This window comes from Nostoc sp. CALU 546 (genome assembly GCF_048836525.1).
In genome coordinates, this window is record NZ_JAWJTF010000051.1 from 46244 (window position 1) to 62171 (window position 15928).

Annotated in this window: 20 protein-coding genes and 2 pseudogenes; 11 read left to right on the plus strand and 11 right to left on the minus strand. The window is 40.6% G+C overall.

Annotated features, from left to right (window positions below; all coding sequences use genetic code 11):
• Positions 1-52 precede the first annotated feature (52 nt).
• The 5 genes and pseudogenes from RRG12_RS23155 to RRG12_RS23175 all read left to right on the plus strand — a co-directional run.
• A complete protein-coding gene (locus RRG12_RS23155) occupies positions 53-1435 on the plus strand; it encodes a 1-acyl-sn-glycerol-3-phosphate acyltransferase (RefSeq protein ID WP_420760819.1) in 1383 nt (460 codons plus the stop codon).
• Between the two features lie 22 nt (positions 1436-1457).
• A complete protein-coding gene (locus tag RRG12_RS23160; RefSeq protein ID WP_420760820.1) occupies positions 1458-1706 on the plus strand; it encodes a FitA-like ribbon-helix-helix domain-containing protein in 249 nt (82 codons plus the stop codon).
• A pseudogene (locus RRG12_RS23165) lies at positions 1703-1879 on the plus strand (VapC toxin family PIN domain ribonuclease); the annotation flags it as partial. The gene RRG12_RS23160 and the pseudogene RRG12_RS23165, both read left to right, overlap by 4 nt.
• An 86-nt stretch (positions 1880-1965) precedes the next feature.
• Positions 1966-2757 carry an IS5 family transposase gene (locus RRG12_RS23170; RefSeq protein ID WP_069074889.1) on the plus strand — a complete coding sequence of 264 codons (792 nt, stop codon included), beginning with the start codon at positions 1966-1968 and terminating at the stop codon, positions 2755-2757.
• A gap of 23 nt (positions 2758-2780) precedes the next feature.
• Positions 2781-3044, plus strand: a pseudogene (locus RRG12_RS23175) (VapC toxin family PIN domain ribonuclease); the annotation flags it as partial.
• Between the two features lie 54 nt (positions 3045-3098).
• On the opposite strand, the gene RRG12_RS23180 reads toward RRG12_RS23175, so the two are convergent.
• From RRG12_RS23180 to cysE, 9 genes are all read right to left on the minus strand, one after another.
• Entirely contained in the window at positions 3099-3674 is a 576-nt protein-coding gene (locus RRG12_RS23180; RefSeq protein WP_420760821.1) for a Uma2 family endonuclease, read from the minus strand.
• 51 nt (positions 3675-3725) lie between these two features.
• A complete protein-coding gene (locus RRG12_RS23185; protein ID WP_420760822.1) occupies positions 3726-4889 on the minus strand; it encodes a PD-(D/E)XK nuclease family protein in 1164 nt (387 codons plus the stop codon).
• Between the two features lie 247 nt (positions 4890-5136).
• Complete coding sequence (locus RRG12_RS23190) at positions 5137-5682, minus strand: (2Fe-2S) ferredoxin domain-containing protein (protein ID WP_420760834.1); 546 nt, start codon at positions 5680-5682, stop codon at positions 5137-5139.
• A 135-nt stretch (positions 5683-5817) separates the two neighbouring features.
• A complete protein-coding gene (gene nifT, locus RRG12_RS23195) occupies positions 5818-6021 on the minus strand; it encodes a putative nitrogen fixation protein NifT (protein ID WP_069070440.1) in 204 nt (67 codons plus the stop codon).
• The gene (locus RRG12_RS23200; protein WP_069070441.1) at positions 5996-6283 is read right to left on the minus strand and encodes a nitrogen fixation protein NifZ; all 288 of its coding nucleotides are present in this window, start codon (positions 6281-6283) and stop codon (positions 5996-5998) included. Before RRG12_RS23200 ends, nifT begins: the two co-directional genes overlap by 26 nt.
• Positions 6270-7403, minus strand: a complete 1134-nt coding sequence (gene nifV, locus RRG12_RS23205) for a homocitrate synthase (protein ID WP_420760823.1) — start codon at positions 7401-7403, stop codon at positions 6270-6272. Before nifV ends, RRG12_RS23200 begins: the two co-directional genes overlap by 14 nt.
• Before the next feature lie 371 nt (positions 7404-7774).
• Positions 7775-7972, minus strand: a complete 198-nt coding sequence (locus RRG12_RS23210; protein ID WP_069070443.1) for a DUF2949 domain-containing protein — start codon at positions 7970-7972, stop codon at positions 7775-7777.
• 306 nt (positions 7973-8278) lie between these two features.
• Positions 8279-8509 carry an Asr1405/Asl0597 family protein gene (locus tag RRG12_RS23215; RefSeq protein ID WP_292816153.1) on the minus strand — a complete coding sequence of 77 codons (231 nt, stop codon included), beginning with the start codon at positions 8507-8509 and terminating at the stop codon, positions 8279-8281.
• Between the two features lie 38 nt (positions 8510-8547).
• Positions 8548-9324, minus strand: coding sequence for a serine O-acetyltransferase (gene cysE, locus RRG12_RS23220; protein WP_420760824.1), 777 nt, complete (start codon positions 9322-9324; stop codon positions 8548-8550).
• A gap of 1033 nt (positions 9325-10357) precedes the next feature.
• Between cysE and RRG12_RS23225 the strand changes: the two genes are divergently transcribed.
• Positions 10358-11704 carry an NAD(P)/FAD-dependent oxidoreductase gene (locus RRG12_RS23225; RefSeq protein WP_420760825.1) on the plus strand — a complete coding sequence of 449 codons (1347 nt, stop codon included), beginning with the start codon at positions 10358-10360 and terminating at the stop codon, positions 11702-11704.
• Positions 11705-11720: 16 nt separating this feature from the next.
• On the opposite strand, the gene RRG12_RS23230 is transcribed toward RRG12_RS23225, so the two are convergent.
• Complete coding sequence (locus tag RRG12_RS23230; RefSeq protein WP_420760826.1) at positions 11721-11996, minus strand: hypothetical protein; 276 nt, start codon at positions 11994-11996, stop codon at positions 11721-11723.
• Between the two features lie 295 nt (positions 11997-12291).
• On the opposite strand from RRG12_RS23230, the gene RRG12_RS23235 reads away from it, so the two are divergent.
• From RRG12_RS23235 to RRG12_RS23255, 5 genes are all read left to right on the plus strand, one after another.
• Positions 12292-13965 carry a protein kinase domain-containing protein gene (locus tag RRG12_RS23235; RefSeq protein WP_420760827.1) on the plus strand — a complete coding sequence of 558 codons (1674 nt, stop codon included), beginning with the start codon at positions 12292-12294 and terminating at the stop codon, positions 13963-13965.
• Positions 13966-14184: 219 nt separating this feature from the next.
• Positions 14185-14460 carry a prevent-host-death protein gene (locus RRG12_RS23240; protein ID WP_420760828.1) on the plus strand — a complete coding sequence of 92 codons (276 nt, stop codon included), beginning with the start codon at positions 14185-14187 and terminating at the stop codon, positions 14458-14460.
• A 1-nt stretch (position 14461) separates the two neighbouring features.
• Positions 14462-14857, plus strand: coding sequence for a type II toxin-antitoxin system VapC family toxin (locus RRG12_RS23245; protein WP_084227302.1), 396 nt, complete (start codon positions 14462-14464; stop codon positions 14855-14857).
• 40 nt (positions 14858-14897) lie between these two features.
• Positions 14898-15302, plus strand: a complete 405-nt coding sequence (locus tag RRG12_RS23250) for a hypothetical protein (RefSeq protein ID WP_069073100.1) — start codon at positions 14898-14900, stop codon at positions 15300-15302.
• A gap of 6 nt (positions 15303-15308) precedes the next feature.
• Complete coding sequence (locus RRG12_RS23255) at positions 15309-15734, plus strand: HNH endonuclease (protein ID WP_069073101.1); 426 nt, start codon at positions 15309-15311, stop codon at positions 15732-15734.
• Positions 15735-15745: 11 nt separating this feature from the next.
• Here the strand turns inward: RRG12_RS23255 and RRG12_RS23260 are convergent.
• On the minus strand, positions 15746-15928 hold a 183-nt coding region (locus tag RRG12_RS23260; RefSeq protein WP_420760829.1), incomplete at its 5' end, for a hypothetical protein.

The window sequence follows — 15928 nt, forward strand, 5'->3', positions numbered from 1 at the left end:
CAGCAGCTAAGATAGCTTAAAAGAAATCACGGCATCTTTAGGAGAAACTACCTTGGCAGATGTAATTTATCAAGCACAAGCACCCTTAGAATTTATTCCTCCGGCGTTTAACCCCTTATTTCTACGATTCGTCCATCTGTTGCTACCCAGTTGGATAAACTGGCAAACATCTATTACCCAAATTGAAGCAGACAACGTAGAGGTACTGGTGGATCTCTATCGGCAATTTCAGGAGGGTAAGATCCGTTTTATGCTGGCATTTCGCCATCCGAAAACAGACGATCCGTTTTGTTTGGCTTACTTGTTATCTCAACTTGTACCAAAGGTAGCGCGATCGCAAGGTACAACACTACAACATCCCATTCACGCTCATTTTATCTACGATCGCGGCATTCCTCTCTGGGCAGGTTCCCACGTTGGCTGGATTGCTTCTCATTTAGGTGGGACTCCAATTCAGCGGGGTAAAGCTGACTGGACGGGGTTACGTTCGGCGCGTGACTTATTTGCTAATGGGAAATTTCCGATGGCTGCTGCGCCAGAGGGTGCAACCAATGGTTTATCGGAGAATATTAGCCCCCTGGAACCTGGTATTGCCCAATTGGGCTTTTGGTGTGCTGAAGATTTGCACAAAGCTGAACGCCCCGAACAGGTTCTAATTGTACCAGTTGGGATTAAATATAGTTACGTTGATGCTCCTTGGGATGCGATCGCGAATCTTTTAAGTGAATTGGAAGCGGCTAGTGGTTTACCTGTAAATTCAGCAGAAAATGCTTCTATAGAGTCGCTTTATCCCCGGTTGTTGGCTTTGGCAGAACATTTACTTTTGCTAATGGAAGAATTTTACACGCGGTTTTATCATCAAAAATTGCCAGATGCGAAGATTGTCAACGGGCAAATTCCCGATAGAAACGAAGCGTTAGCAGTTCGTCTACAAGCGTTGTTGAATGCAGCGTTGTTAATCTCAGAACAGTATTTTAATTTGCAGTCAAAAGGTAGTTTGAGCGATCGTTGCCGGCGAGTAGAACAAGCAGGTTGGAATTATATATTTAGAGAAGAATTTAAGGATGTAAAAGGAATATCTGCGGTTGAAAGAGCTTTAGGCGATCGCGTTGCAGAAGAAGCCAATGCCCGGATGTGGCACATGCGTTTAGTAGAAAGTTTCGTGGCTGTTTCTGGTAATTATATTCGTGAAAATCCAACGGTAGAAAGGTTTGCTGAAACAACTTTAATTTTATGGCAAATGATTGCTAAAATCAAAGGAAATAAATCTGCACAGCGTCCGCAATTGGGTAAGCAAAAAGTTAAAATAACTGTGGGTGAACCCATATCAATTTCTGAGCGTTACCCAGCTTATAAGGAAAATCGGTTAGGTGCTAGACAAGCTGTTGCTGATGTGACAAACGATTTGCAACACGCGCTGGAAGGATTGATTTGAAAAATAAGATTAGGAGTTAATTGTGAACAATATTACTATATCTAACCTTGATGATGACATCAAGTATCGTCTACAAAAACGAGCCGAAAAACATGGTCGTTCCCTTGAAGAAGAAGCCAGAGAAATTATTCGTATGGCTCTAACAGAAAATCAGGAACATTCCTTAAACTTAGCTAATATACTTGAGGAACGTTTTGCGAATTTGGAGAACTTTGAATTACCGGAAATTCCTAGAGAACCTATTCGCACCGTATCAACATTTGAAGAATGATTATTCTTGATACAAACGTTTTATCAGAATTAATGAAGCCTAAAAAATCTGAAATAGTTCGTAGTTGAGCTGCTCAACAATCGTTAATGAGTCTGTTTACCACAACAATCACTCAAGCAGAAATTCTCTACGGTATCGCCTTACTCCCTGCGGGAAAACGGCGAGATGAACTTAGAGGATGTTTTAAAAGTGGGGGGCAATTGTAAGAAAGCTCACAAGGCTTAAGCTGAAATTATAAGCATCAGCACCTTGTGAGCAAATGACTAAAGCATATCGTAGTAACCTGAGTTGGGAACAGTGGGAATTGATTGAAAAAGAGTTTCCCTTACCGAAAGCAGGGGGTCGGCCTCGTAGGATAGCTATATACACCGTTGTCAATGCTATTCTCTACGTACTTTGTGAAGGATGTACTTGGAGAGGATTACCAGGGGATTTTCCTGCATGGTCTACTGTTTATGGTTATTTTTGGAGATGGAGCCAAGATGGAACTTGGTTAAAAATTCACGACAAATTATACCAATGGACTCGCGTGGCAGCAGGACGTGAACCTAGCCCGTCAGAAGCAGCAGTCGATAGTCAATCGGTGGAAACAGCAACCATGATATCCCAAGAGGTAGGTTATGATGCAGGCAAAAAAATACACGGTCGGAAACGACATCTGAGTGTAGATTTACTAGGACTAGTTTTACGAGTGTTAGTTACCTCTGCAAGCCTTCCAGAGCGCCAAGGAGCTAAACAAGTCCTCAAACGAGTTCATGATACGGGAAATCAGGTAAAGCGGTTGCACACTATTTGGATGGATGGAGGATACCGAGGCGAAGAATTTATGCGTTGGGTGATGGATATGTTTCGCTGGATTGTGGAAATTGTGCTTCGACCCTTGGAAAAGAAAGGTTTTGTCCATTTACCAAAGCGCTGGGTTGTTGAGCGAACTTTTGGTTGGCTTAACTGGTGTCGGCGTTTAAGTAAAGATTATGAACGACTACCAGAAACCTCTGAGACTTTTATTTACATTGCGATGATCCGGATTATGGTCAGGCGACTGGCATAATTTTTGACTCGCTTCGACTTTTAAAACATCCTCTTAGTCAAGCAGCACATCTGATGTTCTCAGAAGATTTTGCTGGGCGTGTTCTTCCTTTTGATCAAGCTGCTGCTGTAGCTTTTGCTAATATTGCGTCTCAAAGAAGACACAATGGTAATCCTATTTCCCAAGCCGATGCTCAGATTGCAGCTATTTGTCACACTCATGCAGCAACCATAGCAACACGCAATTTCTCTGACTTTGAAGGGTGTGGTATTTCTATTATTAATCCTTGGGAAGTCTCCAGCAGATAGAAGCTATACCCGTATATCCACAGTGGCTTGTCATTAGACATAACTTCTCATATATTAACCTGGAAATACTTTAGATAAATCCAGAACTAAATCAGGAAAATATGGCAGACTAACTGATTCATTTTGCAGAAAAATTAACTTGCGGCGATAACCATATTTACCCTGTAAATCTTTATAAGGTTCGCTGTAATATTCTAGATGGTTATCTACTAAATTAAATATCCAATAGTCGGAAATACCAGCTTCTGCATAAACAGATAATTTTACATCTTGGTCATATTTCAAAGTAGAATTAGAAATTTCAATTACCAACAATACATCAGATGGGCTAGGATGAGCTTCTAAATAGTCATCAGGACGATTTCGCACAATGACTAGATCGGGTTCTGGTTCGCTATCATCAGGTATAATAATTGGTTCTTGTCCTCGAAGAATCGCCTCTTCTAGAACCAGCTTGAACAACTCCCGATATAAGCGGGTGCTACAAACAGAGTGCGGTGTACCTTTTGCTGCCATCTGTATTATTTCACCCTTAATTAGCTCAACTCGGTCATTCTCCTTAAAGAAGCCAAGTTCAGCTAGACGGTGATATTCAGCTATAGTAAAGCGTTTAGCAGTAGTAAGGCTCATAACAGCTACGAGAATGCAGAGTTACTTTTATCTTAATATAGCTCTAACTGATTAAACTTCTACGATGAGAGATAGTGAGGTGTTTGGGTCTTCTTCATTCTCTATTTCTGTAGTTGCTTCTATACCTACACCCTTCCAAGGAAAATCAAAATATTGTTCCTGAACCGCTTTCAATTCCTTTATTGACTCTTGGAAAAATAATTTAATAGTAGATATCTGGTCTTTTTCAGATAAAAATTCTTGTAGACTTTTTCGATAGAATATACCTGACCATGCTGGCAAAACTTTTAAATTAACAGGAGTCCATATATTAGGCTTATCATTAATTATTTTCTGCATAGATTCAATAATTTTTGTGCGTTGTCCAAATCTATGGGAAACTTGCAAAAATATACCTAAATATGGATAATCAGTTAAATTAATCGGATTTAAATCGAAGTATCCAAGACCACACCATAAGTCCCATACTGAAGGAGAAAAGTGGGTGTAGATAATATATCTCTCGTCCCATTTCCATTGAGTCCTACTTGCTGCGCCTTTGATAACACCTCCAAAAGCTAGTTTGAATTCCTGCTGTATTTCATCATTGAGGGTTGATTCCATGAGCTTGAGAGTTTTGTTAAAATTCACCATTGTCAATAAGTCAACTGATGAAAATTGATTTGTGGCAGACATTCCATTTCCCCTCATTAAAATTAGTATTTCTTTGGCTAATATATCAGTCGCGTGTTGTTGTAAATGGGCATAGAATTGATGCCACCTCAATTGATAAAAATTTACCTTTGCCTCTAAATTAGATGCTAGAGTTTTGATTTCGTCTTTTGGATCATAATCACGGGTGATGTAAATTAAAATTCGATATCTGGCATTTGGTAATTTACTCAAAATTTCAGCATATTTTTTTAACGCATGGTTGCCATCACGAGAGCCAACTTTTGATTCAATAAATATTACATCTGTATTTAAACCATCTGATAGTTCAACTACAATGTCTAATCTACTATCTTCAGTATGGCTTTCAAGTCCTTTGTGTTCTTGTTGGGTTGAAATCTTGATGCTGGAATAATTATCATCACTAATAATTGAGTGATATTTTAGCCAATCAATTAAAATATCGTTATTCAGGGATAAAAAATAAGCGACAATCTCTGTAAAAAAATCTTCAAGCGGCTTGCTTCCTGAATGTAGGTTGAGTAAATTGCTAAACAAAGACATTGATTTTTAGCTATTTAAGATATTTGCGGAAATTTATACACAATAATGAAAGTTGTAATCCAGCTTGAACAAGACTACTGAAAATTTTTATAAGTTATGTTTGTATCCAGTATTACTAACGTTGCAGCAGTTATAACTTAGCCGATCGCAGTTTGACAAGATTACTACACGATACTTACAACAAATAGGGGTAAAATTTTACCCCTACAAAGTTGTGTATTATTTTAAGAATCGCTAGAGAAGTTTACTAATATTGAGTTAAGTGACTTTCTAGCAAAGATGCGATCGCATCAGGATGAATATTCTTGTATTTCTTTTTACCAAGCTGCAAAACACAGTTGGGAGCGCTGCCACAGCATTTTTGGCAACCAGTATATTCAATAGTAACTTTGTCTGACAAACCGCGATCGCACAAAGTTTTTTCTAAATCTGATAATAATCCTTTACCACCACGTTTTAGGCAACCGCTCTTTTGACATACCATAATCCTCGCTTTGGGTTGAGGTGGTAAATCTTGCTTTGGACACGCATCAATTGGTGTCACCCGATAGGCTTTGATTTTTATTTTACTTGTGCGCGAGTCTACCTTACTATGGCCACAAATGCGAAGTTGCTGACCAGGAACTAAGGATGAACTTATTAAACGACGCAACTCTTTAGGCAGTTTAATGTCTACATTTCCCGATGGAACTGCCAATTGCAAGTATTTATATTTTCCTGGTTCACCACCAAGAAAACCTAGTAACTGTCCCTCAAGGTTCAATTCTGATAACGTCAAATACTTGTTACCCATGATTGATAAAAAGTTATTGGGAATTGGGCATTGGGCATTGGGCATGGGGAATGGGTCAATTCAATTTTAGATTTTAGATTGAAATTTAATCCAAAATCCAAAATCTAAAATCTAAAATTCCCACTCCCCGTTTTTTTAAGCTAGGCGTTTAGCTTCTACTGTTTGAGGTAAATTTGCTGTGTCTGGCAATTCACGAAATTCTAATTCCCAACCATTTGCTAGGGTGAGAATCTTGCCATCGTTTCCATCGGTTTGTTTGACGACTTCTTCTTCCAGGTCTTTTTTAGCAACGTAAACTACTAAAGTGCCGGCATCATTCATCCGTAGCATTACTTTCATGAGATTCCTCAACCGATTCTAGTTCTTTTTTCTTGCAGCCGACGACAAACCCTGTCTCTAAGAAATGCACAGCATATATATAGGAAGTCTGCAAATATGTGCCTATACTCGCTATGTAACCGATATCTCCCTTGTTCACTAAAACTTGGCCGACTTCCTTACCAGGAAAGGTACCATCGTTTTTTAGCAGTTTACGAACTCTGACTTTTTCACCAATTTCAAAAGCGGGTGGCAAGTTTAGTTCTAATTCATCGCGTTGCATGAGAGTACCTCTGTTCTCTGACCAAATTCAACAATTCTTCTGTCGTCAAACTGCGTTTTTTCTGTACCGATTGATGGCGTACTGCATCTAAAACAGATTGGGTTTCTTGGGAGTTCAAGAAAATTCCATGCTGTTCTAGCAAGTTAGCAACCAAATGCCGTCCAGAATGTTTACCTACTACTAAACGCCGTTCCCAACCGACTTCTTCGGGTGCAAATGGTTCGTAGGTAATGGGATTTTGCAATACCCCGTGAGCATGGATGCCTGATTCGTGAGCAAAAGTGTTTTCGCCAACGATCGCTTTCCAAGGTGGTACATCGGCTCCTGATGCGGCTGCAACTAGTTGAGACAGTTCCAGCAAACTTGGTGTGTCAATGCCCAAATCAACGCCGTAGATGCGTTTGATCGCCATGACAACTTCTTCTAATGCTGCATTTCCTGCCCTTTCACCCAATCCGTTGACTGTGGTATTCACTGATGAGGCTCCGGCTTTGATACCCGCAAGAGCGTTGGCAGTTGCCAGACCAAAATCATTATGCGTGTGGATTTCTAGGGGAATCGTCAACGCGGAAACCAGCCTTTGGACTTTAGTGTAGGTGGTGAAGGGGTCGAGAACTCCCACGGTGTCGCAGAAGCGGAAGCGGGATGCACCCCATTCTTGGGCATAAAGTGCTACATCTAAGAGGAAGTTTTCATCAGCCCTGGAAGAATCTTCTCCACCAACTGCTACCCAAAGACCTTGATCGAGGGCGAAGTGGATTGAGTCTTTGAGTTTTTGCAAACTTACTCGCCACTGACCATGAAATTTAGTGGCAATTTGGATACCAGAGACGGGAATGGCAATATGCACCCTGTTCAGACCACAGGCGATGGAAGCCTTGATATCTGAGATGACAGCGCGGTTCCAGCCCAAGAGTTTTGCTTGTAAACCCAAGTCAGAAATTGCAGCGATCGCACGGGTTTCTTCGTCGCCCATTGCCGGTATACCCACTTCTAATTCCGGTATACCAATAGCATCGAGAAATTTAGCGATCGCTACTTTTTCTTCTAGGGTAAAAACAACACCTGCTGCTTGTTCACCATCACGTAGTGTAGTGTCATTAATTATGATTTGATTCATTGCAAATATCCCTCTCTTGGAAGTATTCTTAATATCCTTTCCCTCTACAATCCCTCGTGATGGTAAATGCTAAAAATATCACAATTCATAATGTAGGATACATGATCCTTAATTATTGCCCCATTATTAGCATCACATCTGTATGGCAAGGAACTAAATCAATGTATAAATTACTAATCGTTTTTACCGATGTCAGTTGAAATGTCTTCGAGTAGCAATGAGCTAATATAACTATTAGCAAATCCCGAACAAAGTAATACACAAAATCCAGCAATTAAGGATGTAATCATCTTCGTAACCTCATCTTTTCTAGTGCATTTGGGTGTAATTTAGGCAGATAATGCTACTTAAAGCTAAGGGGTTCAAACTAGCTAACTGTGGTCTGCTAGCCAATCAAATATTTTTCCTAGCTGCTCCAAATCAACGAAACCATACTGCCAGAGGAGCATCGGTAGTGGGCCATTTTCTAATTCACGGTGTCGCAGAGCTACAGCAATATCGGCATTTGAAAGTTCAAGTTCATTGTGCAAAAAATTGAGTAGTTTTATATCTCTGTTCCGAATCGCCATAATTGATTGAACTTTCAATTTCTTAATTTGGGAAAAAATTAAAAATCAGAAATCTCAATTTATATTTGAGAATTTCGCCTTTCTAATTGTTGCTATATGTCAGGGGAATTTCAGATTTAGTAGACCCAACAAAATCTAAACCCCATCTAATCCATCTCAGTCTGCAACAAATTCTGCTAGCGGACAGTAGCTTCAAACTCTAAACCTATTTGAGCTTTGTGCATCTATGGACAAAAAGGATAAAGTCCAGTACTTGCGTCATGAATTCAAGATTAATCATCTCTAAATTAGGTCTTTTTGAAATAATCATGACTCATCACTGTAATGCCAGCAACGCTCTAGCCATTCTAATAATTCGTGACGAGAAGCAAGAAGTTGCATAACTGTACTGCGAATTAGAATTACTTCGAGCAAATTGTTCACTTGCACCCGTAAAGAACCATCAGGGGGACAAGAGCAATTAATTTTTAACTCTTGCAATCGGTGATAGATTCGCCAGCGATCGCTCAAAGGAATCTGCAAAACGTGATTTGTCATTTGTCATTTGTCCTTTGTCAGTTGTCATTTGTCCTTTGTCATTTGTCCTTTGCTAATGACCGATGACTAATGACTAATGACTCTTCTCTTAAAATTTGCAGTTGTTTTTCGAGTTCTTCGATGCGCGAGAGCAAAGAACGAATCACGGTTGCTTCCACATCGGGTAGCTTTCCATGTTCTAAGGGAGAAAGGCTGACGCCGCTTTCGTTGCGGGAAATAATTCGGCCGGGGATTCCCACCACTGTGGAGTCACTGGGGACATTTTGCAAGACAATGGAACCTGCACCAATACGGACGCGATCGCCAATTTGCAGATTACCCAAAACTTTCGCACCCGCCCCAATCACTGCATTTTTGCCCACTGTGGGATGACGCTTACCAGTTTCTTTACCAGTTCCGCCAAGGGTGACGCCCTGGTAAATCAGTGTGTAGTCGCCCACGATCGCAGTTTCGCCAATGACTACTCCCATTCCGTGGTCGATAAACACGCCGTGTCCAATCTCTGCACCTGGGTGAATTTCAATACCGGTCAAAAATCGCCCCAAGTGAGAAATTAAGCGGGGAATAAAACCGACTCCTCGACCATGTAACCAGTGAGCAAGACGATGCAAAGATAGCGCGTGCAATCCAGGGTAGCAAAACACCACTTCTAGCCAATTCCGGGCGGCTGGATCGCGCTCAAAAATAATGCGAAAATCACTCAATAATGGCTCAAAAAAAACGCCAGAGAGAAGATTTCTCAGCATGGATGTATGGGCAGAATCCTGCGTTTTGGTACTTGGGGGATTGCTAATACTGTCTAAAGACTGTTGCATCGGTAATGTCTATCTGGTAAAAGAGTCATCTGCTATTTTTATGCTTATATCAGGTGACATCCAACTCGATACAAAACTCAATGCTGATTGGATTTATTGGATTGATTAAGGTTGTACTCAAACGCCAAAACCCCGACTCTAGATAAACTTAAAATTTATCTTGGGGTAGGGGCACTAGTGTTTAATGATGGGGGTACTAGTATTTTTGGGGCAGGGTTTAAGAATTTCTGTTCACGCTACAAGAAACTTTACCCGTAAGCTTTTGCTAAGATTTTATCAAGATATTTTGCAATATATTAAGCTGTACTCAGATGCACTCAAATATGATTTAGATGAGACTAAAAATCAATATTCTGTATCTCCTATTACTATTAGTATCTTATTATTTGAATAGGCGAACGACAGGTTTCTTTATTTTCTTTTAGGATTTGCTGTCTGTATGTATGTATACGTTTCCAAATATAGTTATCGCTCATAGTGAATATCTTATTATATAGATGTTTTTAAGGAAAGCATTGTACTTTTGTAAATATAGGAATCCGATTTGATTTTCTTGTTTCCCCGCTTGGGGAGCTACCGTTTACACATATCTTTATACACAATGCAAAACATAGTAAGATCCCCCTAAATCCCCCTTAAAAAGGGGGACTTTGAGAATTTTTTGCCCCCCCCTTTTTAAGGCTACGGTGTATACACAAGTTATCGAATCACTACCAGTCCTCGAATTACCCCACCCTAACCCTCCCCGATGCATTGGGGAGGGAACTAGATTTTCTATTTCCCCCCTTGCTTGGCAAGGGGGGATTAAGGGGGGTAATTAGACTTGTGTGTACACCGTAGCTCCTAAAAGGAGAGAGGAATGGAAGTGAGGTCAAAATTGTACTTCACGCTTATCGAGAACCGATATAAGAACTAACTTTGGCTACTTTTATGATTTTTTCAATTGTTCTAAATAAACAGCAACCCACATCATAATGCTGTTACATCTTTGTTAAGAATAGTTACAGCTTCTTAACACAAGGGCATATTTCTTATGGCAGTTGGAATTAATAAGAATGCACCACATCAGGTTGTTATTATTGGTGGTGGTTTTGGTGGACTGTATGCAGCAAAGGGTCTGAATGCAGCGAATGTAAATGTTACTCTCATTGATAAACGCAACTTTCACCTATTTCAGCCGCTTTTATATCAAGTTGCCACAGGTACGCTATCACCTTCTGATATCTCTGCACCATTGCGATCTGTATTTAAGAAAAGCAAGAATACAAAGGTGTTGTTGGGAGAAGTAAATGAGATCGATCCAAAAGCGCAACAAGTTATTTTGGGCGATGAAGTAGTACCTTATGATACTTTAATTGTCGCCACAGGTGCTAACCATTCCTATTTTGGTAAAGATCACTGGGAAGAAGTTGCTCCTGGTTTGAAAACTGTGGAAGATGCCATAGAAATGCGTCGCCGGATATTTGGCGCATTTGAAGCAGCAGAAAAAGAAACTGATCCTGAAAAACGCCGTGCTTGGCTGAGTTTTGTGATTGTGGGGGGTGGCCCGACTGGTGTAGAATTAGCAGGTGCGATCGCAGAATTGGCATACAAAACTCTCAAAGAAGATTTCCGCAGCATCGACACTTCAGAAACAAAAATTTTACTATTACAAGGGGGCCCTCGCATCCTCCCACACATGGTGCCAGAATTATCTGCATCAGCAGCAGTATCTTTGCAAACGTTGGGTGTAGAACTCCACACTCACACCAGGGTGACAAATATTGAAGGTGATATTGTTACTTTCAAGCAAGACAATGAATTTACAGAAATTGCCTCAAAAACTATCTTGTGGGCAGCAGGTGTTCAAGGTTCCCCAATGGGGAAAGTCTTAGCAGAAACTACAGGTGTAGAGCGCGATTTCTCCGGACGTGTAATTGTAGAACCTGACTTGTCTATCGAGGGTTATGACAACATTTTCGTAATTGGAGATTTAGCCAACTTCTCCCATCAAGATGCTAAACCTTTACCTGGTGTTGCACCCGTAGCTAAACAACAAGGAGAGTATGTAGGTAAACTAATTCAACGACGGCTTCAAGGTAAGACTATGCCACAATTTCATTACAACGATGTGGGTAGTTTGGCGATGATTGGGCAAAATTTAGCTGTTGTAGATTTAAGCTTAATCAAACTCACAGGTTTCATTGCTTGGGCATTTTGGCTACTAGTCCACATCTACTTCTTAATCGAGTTTGACACCAAATTACTAGTAGTATTTCAGTGGGCATGGAATTATATCACTCGTAATCGTCGCTCTAGATTGATTACAGGTCGAGAAGCTTTTGTAGAACCAAAAACTGTTAACGATAGCGTGCAAGAGCCTTCTGTGACAACTCTGTAACTTCAGGTATCACAGCTTAGTTAACGTGTATAGTGGCAAATCTTGGGCAAAGATTTGCTGTTCCAGGAAAAGAATATGGGGATGAAATACCGCCCTCAGCAATTTTGGCAATTTGGCATTTCATGACTTCGAGTTGCAGTTTTAATGGAGATATCAACACAAAGGGACAGTGAAGAAGTTGTACGAGGGATAAGGTAAAACTTTCCGCTTCTGATGTCCCAGCTATGCCAGTTGTCAAATGAGTGCTGTAGAATAGCTCTACATCATTGATACAGCGCTCAACAGAGTTCATTTCCCGCTCTGCAACTGGCTAGAAATCAACAAAACCAAATATAGCGGTTCTCATTTTGATGCAATACACTTTGACCTCTCTCCAAACCTCTCTCCTAAAAGGAGAGAGGCTTTGAATTTTACTCCTCTTCCCTTGTAGGGAAGGGGCTGGGGGTTAGGTCTGTATTGCACTCAACTGATAACCGCTATATAGCCGAGATAGCAAAACCCTTGTCAATGACAGTCTTGACAGTTTCTACCAGAAGTAGACCGTGCTTAAGCGATAATAAATACATTTGCTTATAGATTGCACAGTTATGATCTGCTGCCTAAATCCAGCTTGCCACAATCCGCCCAATCCTGATGGCACAATGTTTTGCTGTAACTGCGGCACAGGATTGGTGGTGTTGAGAAACCGTTATCGCCCGATAAAAACATTAGGTGGCGGGGGATTTGGTAAAACCTATTTAGCAGAAGATTTAGACAAGCTGAATGAATATTGTGTTATCAAGCAATTTGCGCCGCGAGTACAGGGAACTGCGGCAAAAAACAAAGCCACAGAACTATTTGAGCAAGAAGCAAGGCGACTGCAACAACTAGGAGAACATCCGCAGATTACCACGCTGTTGGCATACTTTGAAGAAGAAAATAATCTGTATTTAGTGCAGCAGTTTATCAACGGGCAGAATTTATTAGCTGAATTAAAACAACAGGGAACTTTCAACGAGGAAAAAATCGGGGAAGTTTTGCTTGATTTATTAAATATCCTGAAAACGGTTCATCAGCACAAAGTTATTCACCGCGATATCAAACCAGAAAATATCATTCGTCGCAGCACTGACGGCAAGTTAGTCTTGATAGATTTTGGGATTTCTAAGCAACTCACCATGACAGTTATCACTAACCCAGGAACAATAATTGGTTCCCCAGGTTATGCGCCATTAGAACAAATACAGGATGGTAAAGCTTATCCAGCAAGTGATTTATATAGTGTTGGTGCAACTTGCTTTCACTTACTGAGTGGAATTCACCCTTGGATTATGTGGGAACAACAAGGTTATGGGTGGGTTTCTTCTTGGCGGGAGCATTTGCAACAACCACAAAGCAGCGAATTGGAGAAGATTCTTGATAAGTTACTGCAAAAAGATTATCAGCAACGTTACCAATCTGCTGAAGAAGTTTTACAGGATTTTAGTTCACCGTTACCATTACTTTCACCAGTACACCCAACCCAGCCAGTAGTTGTACCTCAACCACAATCATCATTCCCTGCTACATTACCCCATCAGCCTCAAACTGGAAAATCACCAGCACCAGTAAAGCCAAAAGTAGCGCTACAAAAGGCATCTAGACAAAATACTAATTGGAGAACAAGATTCTTGGTAGGTGCTGCTATTCCAATTATTGGAACTCAAATATATGGTTATTTTCGTTATAACTTGTTTCCAACTAATCCTATATCTATAGTTGCCAGCATACCAAGCGGAGTTTTATTGCAAAGAACCCTCACAGGTCATTCTAGCTCGGTTAATTCCGTCGCCTTCAGCCCAGATGGCAACACCCTTGCCAGTGGCGGTGGTCTTACTGACTACACTATCAAACTGTGGAATCTCGCAACCGGAGAACAAATCCGCACTCTGACTGGGGATTCTGGCTCGGTTAATTCCGTCGCCATCAGCCCAGATGGCAAAACCCTTGCTAGTGGTAGTGATGACACCACCATGAAACTGTGGAATCTGGCAACTGGAGAAGAAATCCCCACCCTCACAGGGCATAACTGGGTTTATTCCGTCGCCTTTAGCCCAGATGGCAAAACCCTTGCTAGTGGTGGTGTTCTCAACACCATCAAACTGTGGAATCTGGCAACCAGAGAGGAAATCCGCACTCTCAGTAATTCTGGCTTTGTTCGTTCCGTCGCCTTTAGCCCAGATGGCAAAACCCTTGCCAGTGGTAGTGGTGACTTCACCATCAAAATTTGGCGGCTAAAGTAGTGAGTGCTGAGTTAGCAGTTTTGAGTATTTAGCTGAAAACACAAAAAATCAGTAAAATTTACCAACAACACAGCATGATTAATCCTGATTATTCTCTGTCTAGACTCTTTGAGCGATGGAGATGTACTAGCAAGCGATTAATCAAGATTATCTCGATCTATGCCAAGCGATATCTAAAGTTACGTTAAGTTATAATCAGCAGTCCAACATTTAAAACAAATGAACTGGAAACTTGACGAAGCACAACAAAAACTGCCAGAGGTGATTGATGCTATTGCATTAGAACCTCAATTAATCTTCAATCAGGACAAATTAGTTGCTGCGATCGTAGAACCTAAACTTTTTCAAGCCTTCCTTGCTTGGCATCAGCAACAAAAAGTCTCTTCCTTCGCAGATGCTTTTGCAGAATTACGTCAACTCTGTGCGGAAGAGAATTACATTTTAGAAACTCCTGCACGATGTAGCGATCGCCCTATTCCATTTGCTGAGGAATAGTATGAGCTTTCTCTGTGATACTAACATTATCAGTGAATTAGCTCGTCCAATACCCAATTCTGGAGTCATTGCTTGGAGTCAAAGCATCTCATCAATTTTTCTCAGCGCTATTACATTAGAAGAAATTTGCTATGGTTTATCAGCAAAACCCAACTCCAGGATTAAAACTTGGTTTGATAATTTTTTGGTAACTTACTGTCAGCTAATCCCTGTCAGCCCAGAAATTGCTAAACGTGCGGGTGAATTAAGAGGATACCTACAAACTCAAGGAAAACCTCGCACTCAAGCGGATATAATAATTGCCGCAACCGCCGAAATTCACCAAATAACATTAGTAACAAGAAATACAAAAGACTTCGAGGGATGCGGTATTGCCATACTTAATCCATTTACTTGAGTTTTGAATATTATCATTGATATATTGATATAAAAAAGTAATGGCAACAGAAACAATTACTCTGCAAATTCCAGAAATACTCTATCAGCGTTTAGTTAACACTGCCCACGCGCAACGTCGCCCCATTGAAGAGGTAATAGTTCATGCTTTGCAAGTAGGTAGTCCTCCAGAATGGGATGATGTACCAGAGGAATTCCAAGCTGACCTCGCGGCTTTAGATAAACTAGATGACAATAGTTTGTGGCAAATTGTCCGCAGTCGTAAAACAGCAGAGCAAATGGAACGATACAACTTTCTGCTGGAATGTAACTCTAGTGGTAACATTACAGATGCAGAACAATTGGAACTCATAAAACTGCGTCACGAAGCAGATAGTTTTATGCTTTGTAAAGCCCAAGCTGCTGTGTTACTCCGTTGGCGAGGACATTATATGCCAACTGCTTAAACTATTGTGTCTAAATACATTCCTGAAAGCTTAAAAACTAAAATATCTGCTAGCGATAAAGGACGTTGCTGTTATTGCTTAACTACTGAAGCTAATAGCGGCATTCCTATGAGTTATGACCATATTCAACCCCGTTCTAAAGGTGGGGAAACTACGTTTGACAATCTATGTTTAGCTTGTCGTTCTTGCAATGAATTTAAAGCTGATTCAACCGAAGCTATAGACCCTTTAATTGGGGAAATAACACCTCTATTTCATCCACGTACACAGAGATGGTCAGACCATTTTAATTGGAGTTCTGATGGGACAAGAGTTGAAGGTTTAACTACTATTGGCAGGGCTACAATTGTTTGCTTGCGAATGAATAATCCAGTTATAGTTGTTGCTCGACGACGTTGGACAATTAGTGGTTGGCATCCTCCTATTAATTGATTTCACAAGTTCTATGATAGAAAGAAGTCACTAATTAGGTTTAATTTACAGCAGATTGCAAGTTGGTGAGGTACAGATAATCGTAGGGGCACAACATGTTGTGCCCCTACCCGTGTACTCCTGTCAATGGAGTTCAGAGGTGGATTCATCCAGTTCAAAGACTCGTTAACGGAGATAAAAGGTGGATTCATCCA

Coding starts and splice junctions, on each gene's coding strand:
- RRG12_RS23170 (WP_069074889.1), top strand. CDS start 1,966: ATGACTAAAGCATATCGTAGTAACCTGAGTTGGGAACAGTGGGAATTG.
- RRG12_RS23180 (WP_420760821.1), bottom strand. CDS start 3,674: ATGAGCCTTACTACTGCTAAACGCTTTACTATAGCTGAATATCACCGT.
- RRG12_RS23185 (WP_420760822.1), bottom strand. CDS start 4,889: ATGTCTTTGTTTAGCAATTTACTCAACCTACATTCAGGAAGCAAGCCG.
- RRG12_RS23190 (WP_420760834.1), bottom strand. CDS start 5,682: ATGGGTAACAAGTATTTGACGTTATCAGAATTGAACCTTGAGGGACAG.
- nifT (WP_069070440.1), bottom strand. CDS start 6,021: ATGAAAGTAATGCTACGGATGAATGATGCCGGCACTTTAGTAGTTTAC.
- RRG12_RS23200 (WP_069070441.1), bottom strand. CDS start 6,283: ATGCAACGCGATGAATTAGAACTAAACTTGCCACCCGCTTTTGAAATT.
- nifV (WP_420760823.1), bottom strand. CDS start 7,403: ATGAATCAAATCATAATTAATGACACTACACTACGTGATGGTGAACAA.
- RRG12_RS23210 (WP_069070443.1), bottom strand. CDS start 7,972: ATGGCGATTCGGAACAGAGATATAAAACTACTCAATTTTTTGCACAAT.
- RRG12_RS23215 (WP_292816153.1), bottom strand. CDS start 8,509: ATGACAAATCACGTTTTGCAGATTCCTTTGAGCGATCGCTGGCGAATC.
- cysE (WP_420760824.1), bottom strand. CDS start 9,324: ATGCAACAGTCTTTAGACAGTATTAGCAATCCCCCAAGTACCAAAACG.
- RRG12_RS23225 (WP_420760825.1), top strand. CDS start 10,358: ATGGCAGTTGGAATTAATAAGAATGCACCACATCAGGTTGTTATTATT.
- RRG12_RS23230 (WP_420760826.1), bottom strand. CDS start 11,996: ATGAACTCTGTTGAGCGCTGTATCAATGATGTAGAGCTATTCTACAGC.
- RRG12_RS23235 (WP_420760827.1), top strand. CDS start 12,292: ATGATCTGCTGCCTAAATCCAGCTTGCCACAATCCGCCCAATCCTGAT.
- RRG12_RS23240 (WP_420760828.1), top strand. CDS start 14,185: ATGAACTGGAAACTTGACGAAGCACAACAAAAACTGCCAGAGGTGATT.
- RRG12_RS23245 (WP_084227302.1), top strand. CDS start 14,462: ATGAGCTTTCTCTGTGATACTAACATTATCAGTGAATTAGCTCGTCCA.
- RRG12_RS23250 (WP_069073100.1), top strand. CDS start 14,898: ATGGCAACAGAAACAATTACTCTGCAAATTCCAGAAATACTCTATCAG.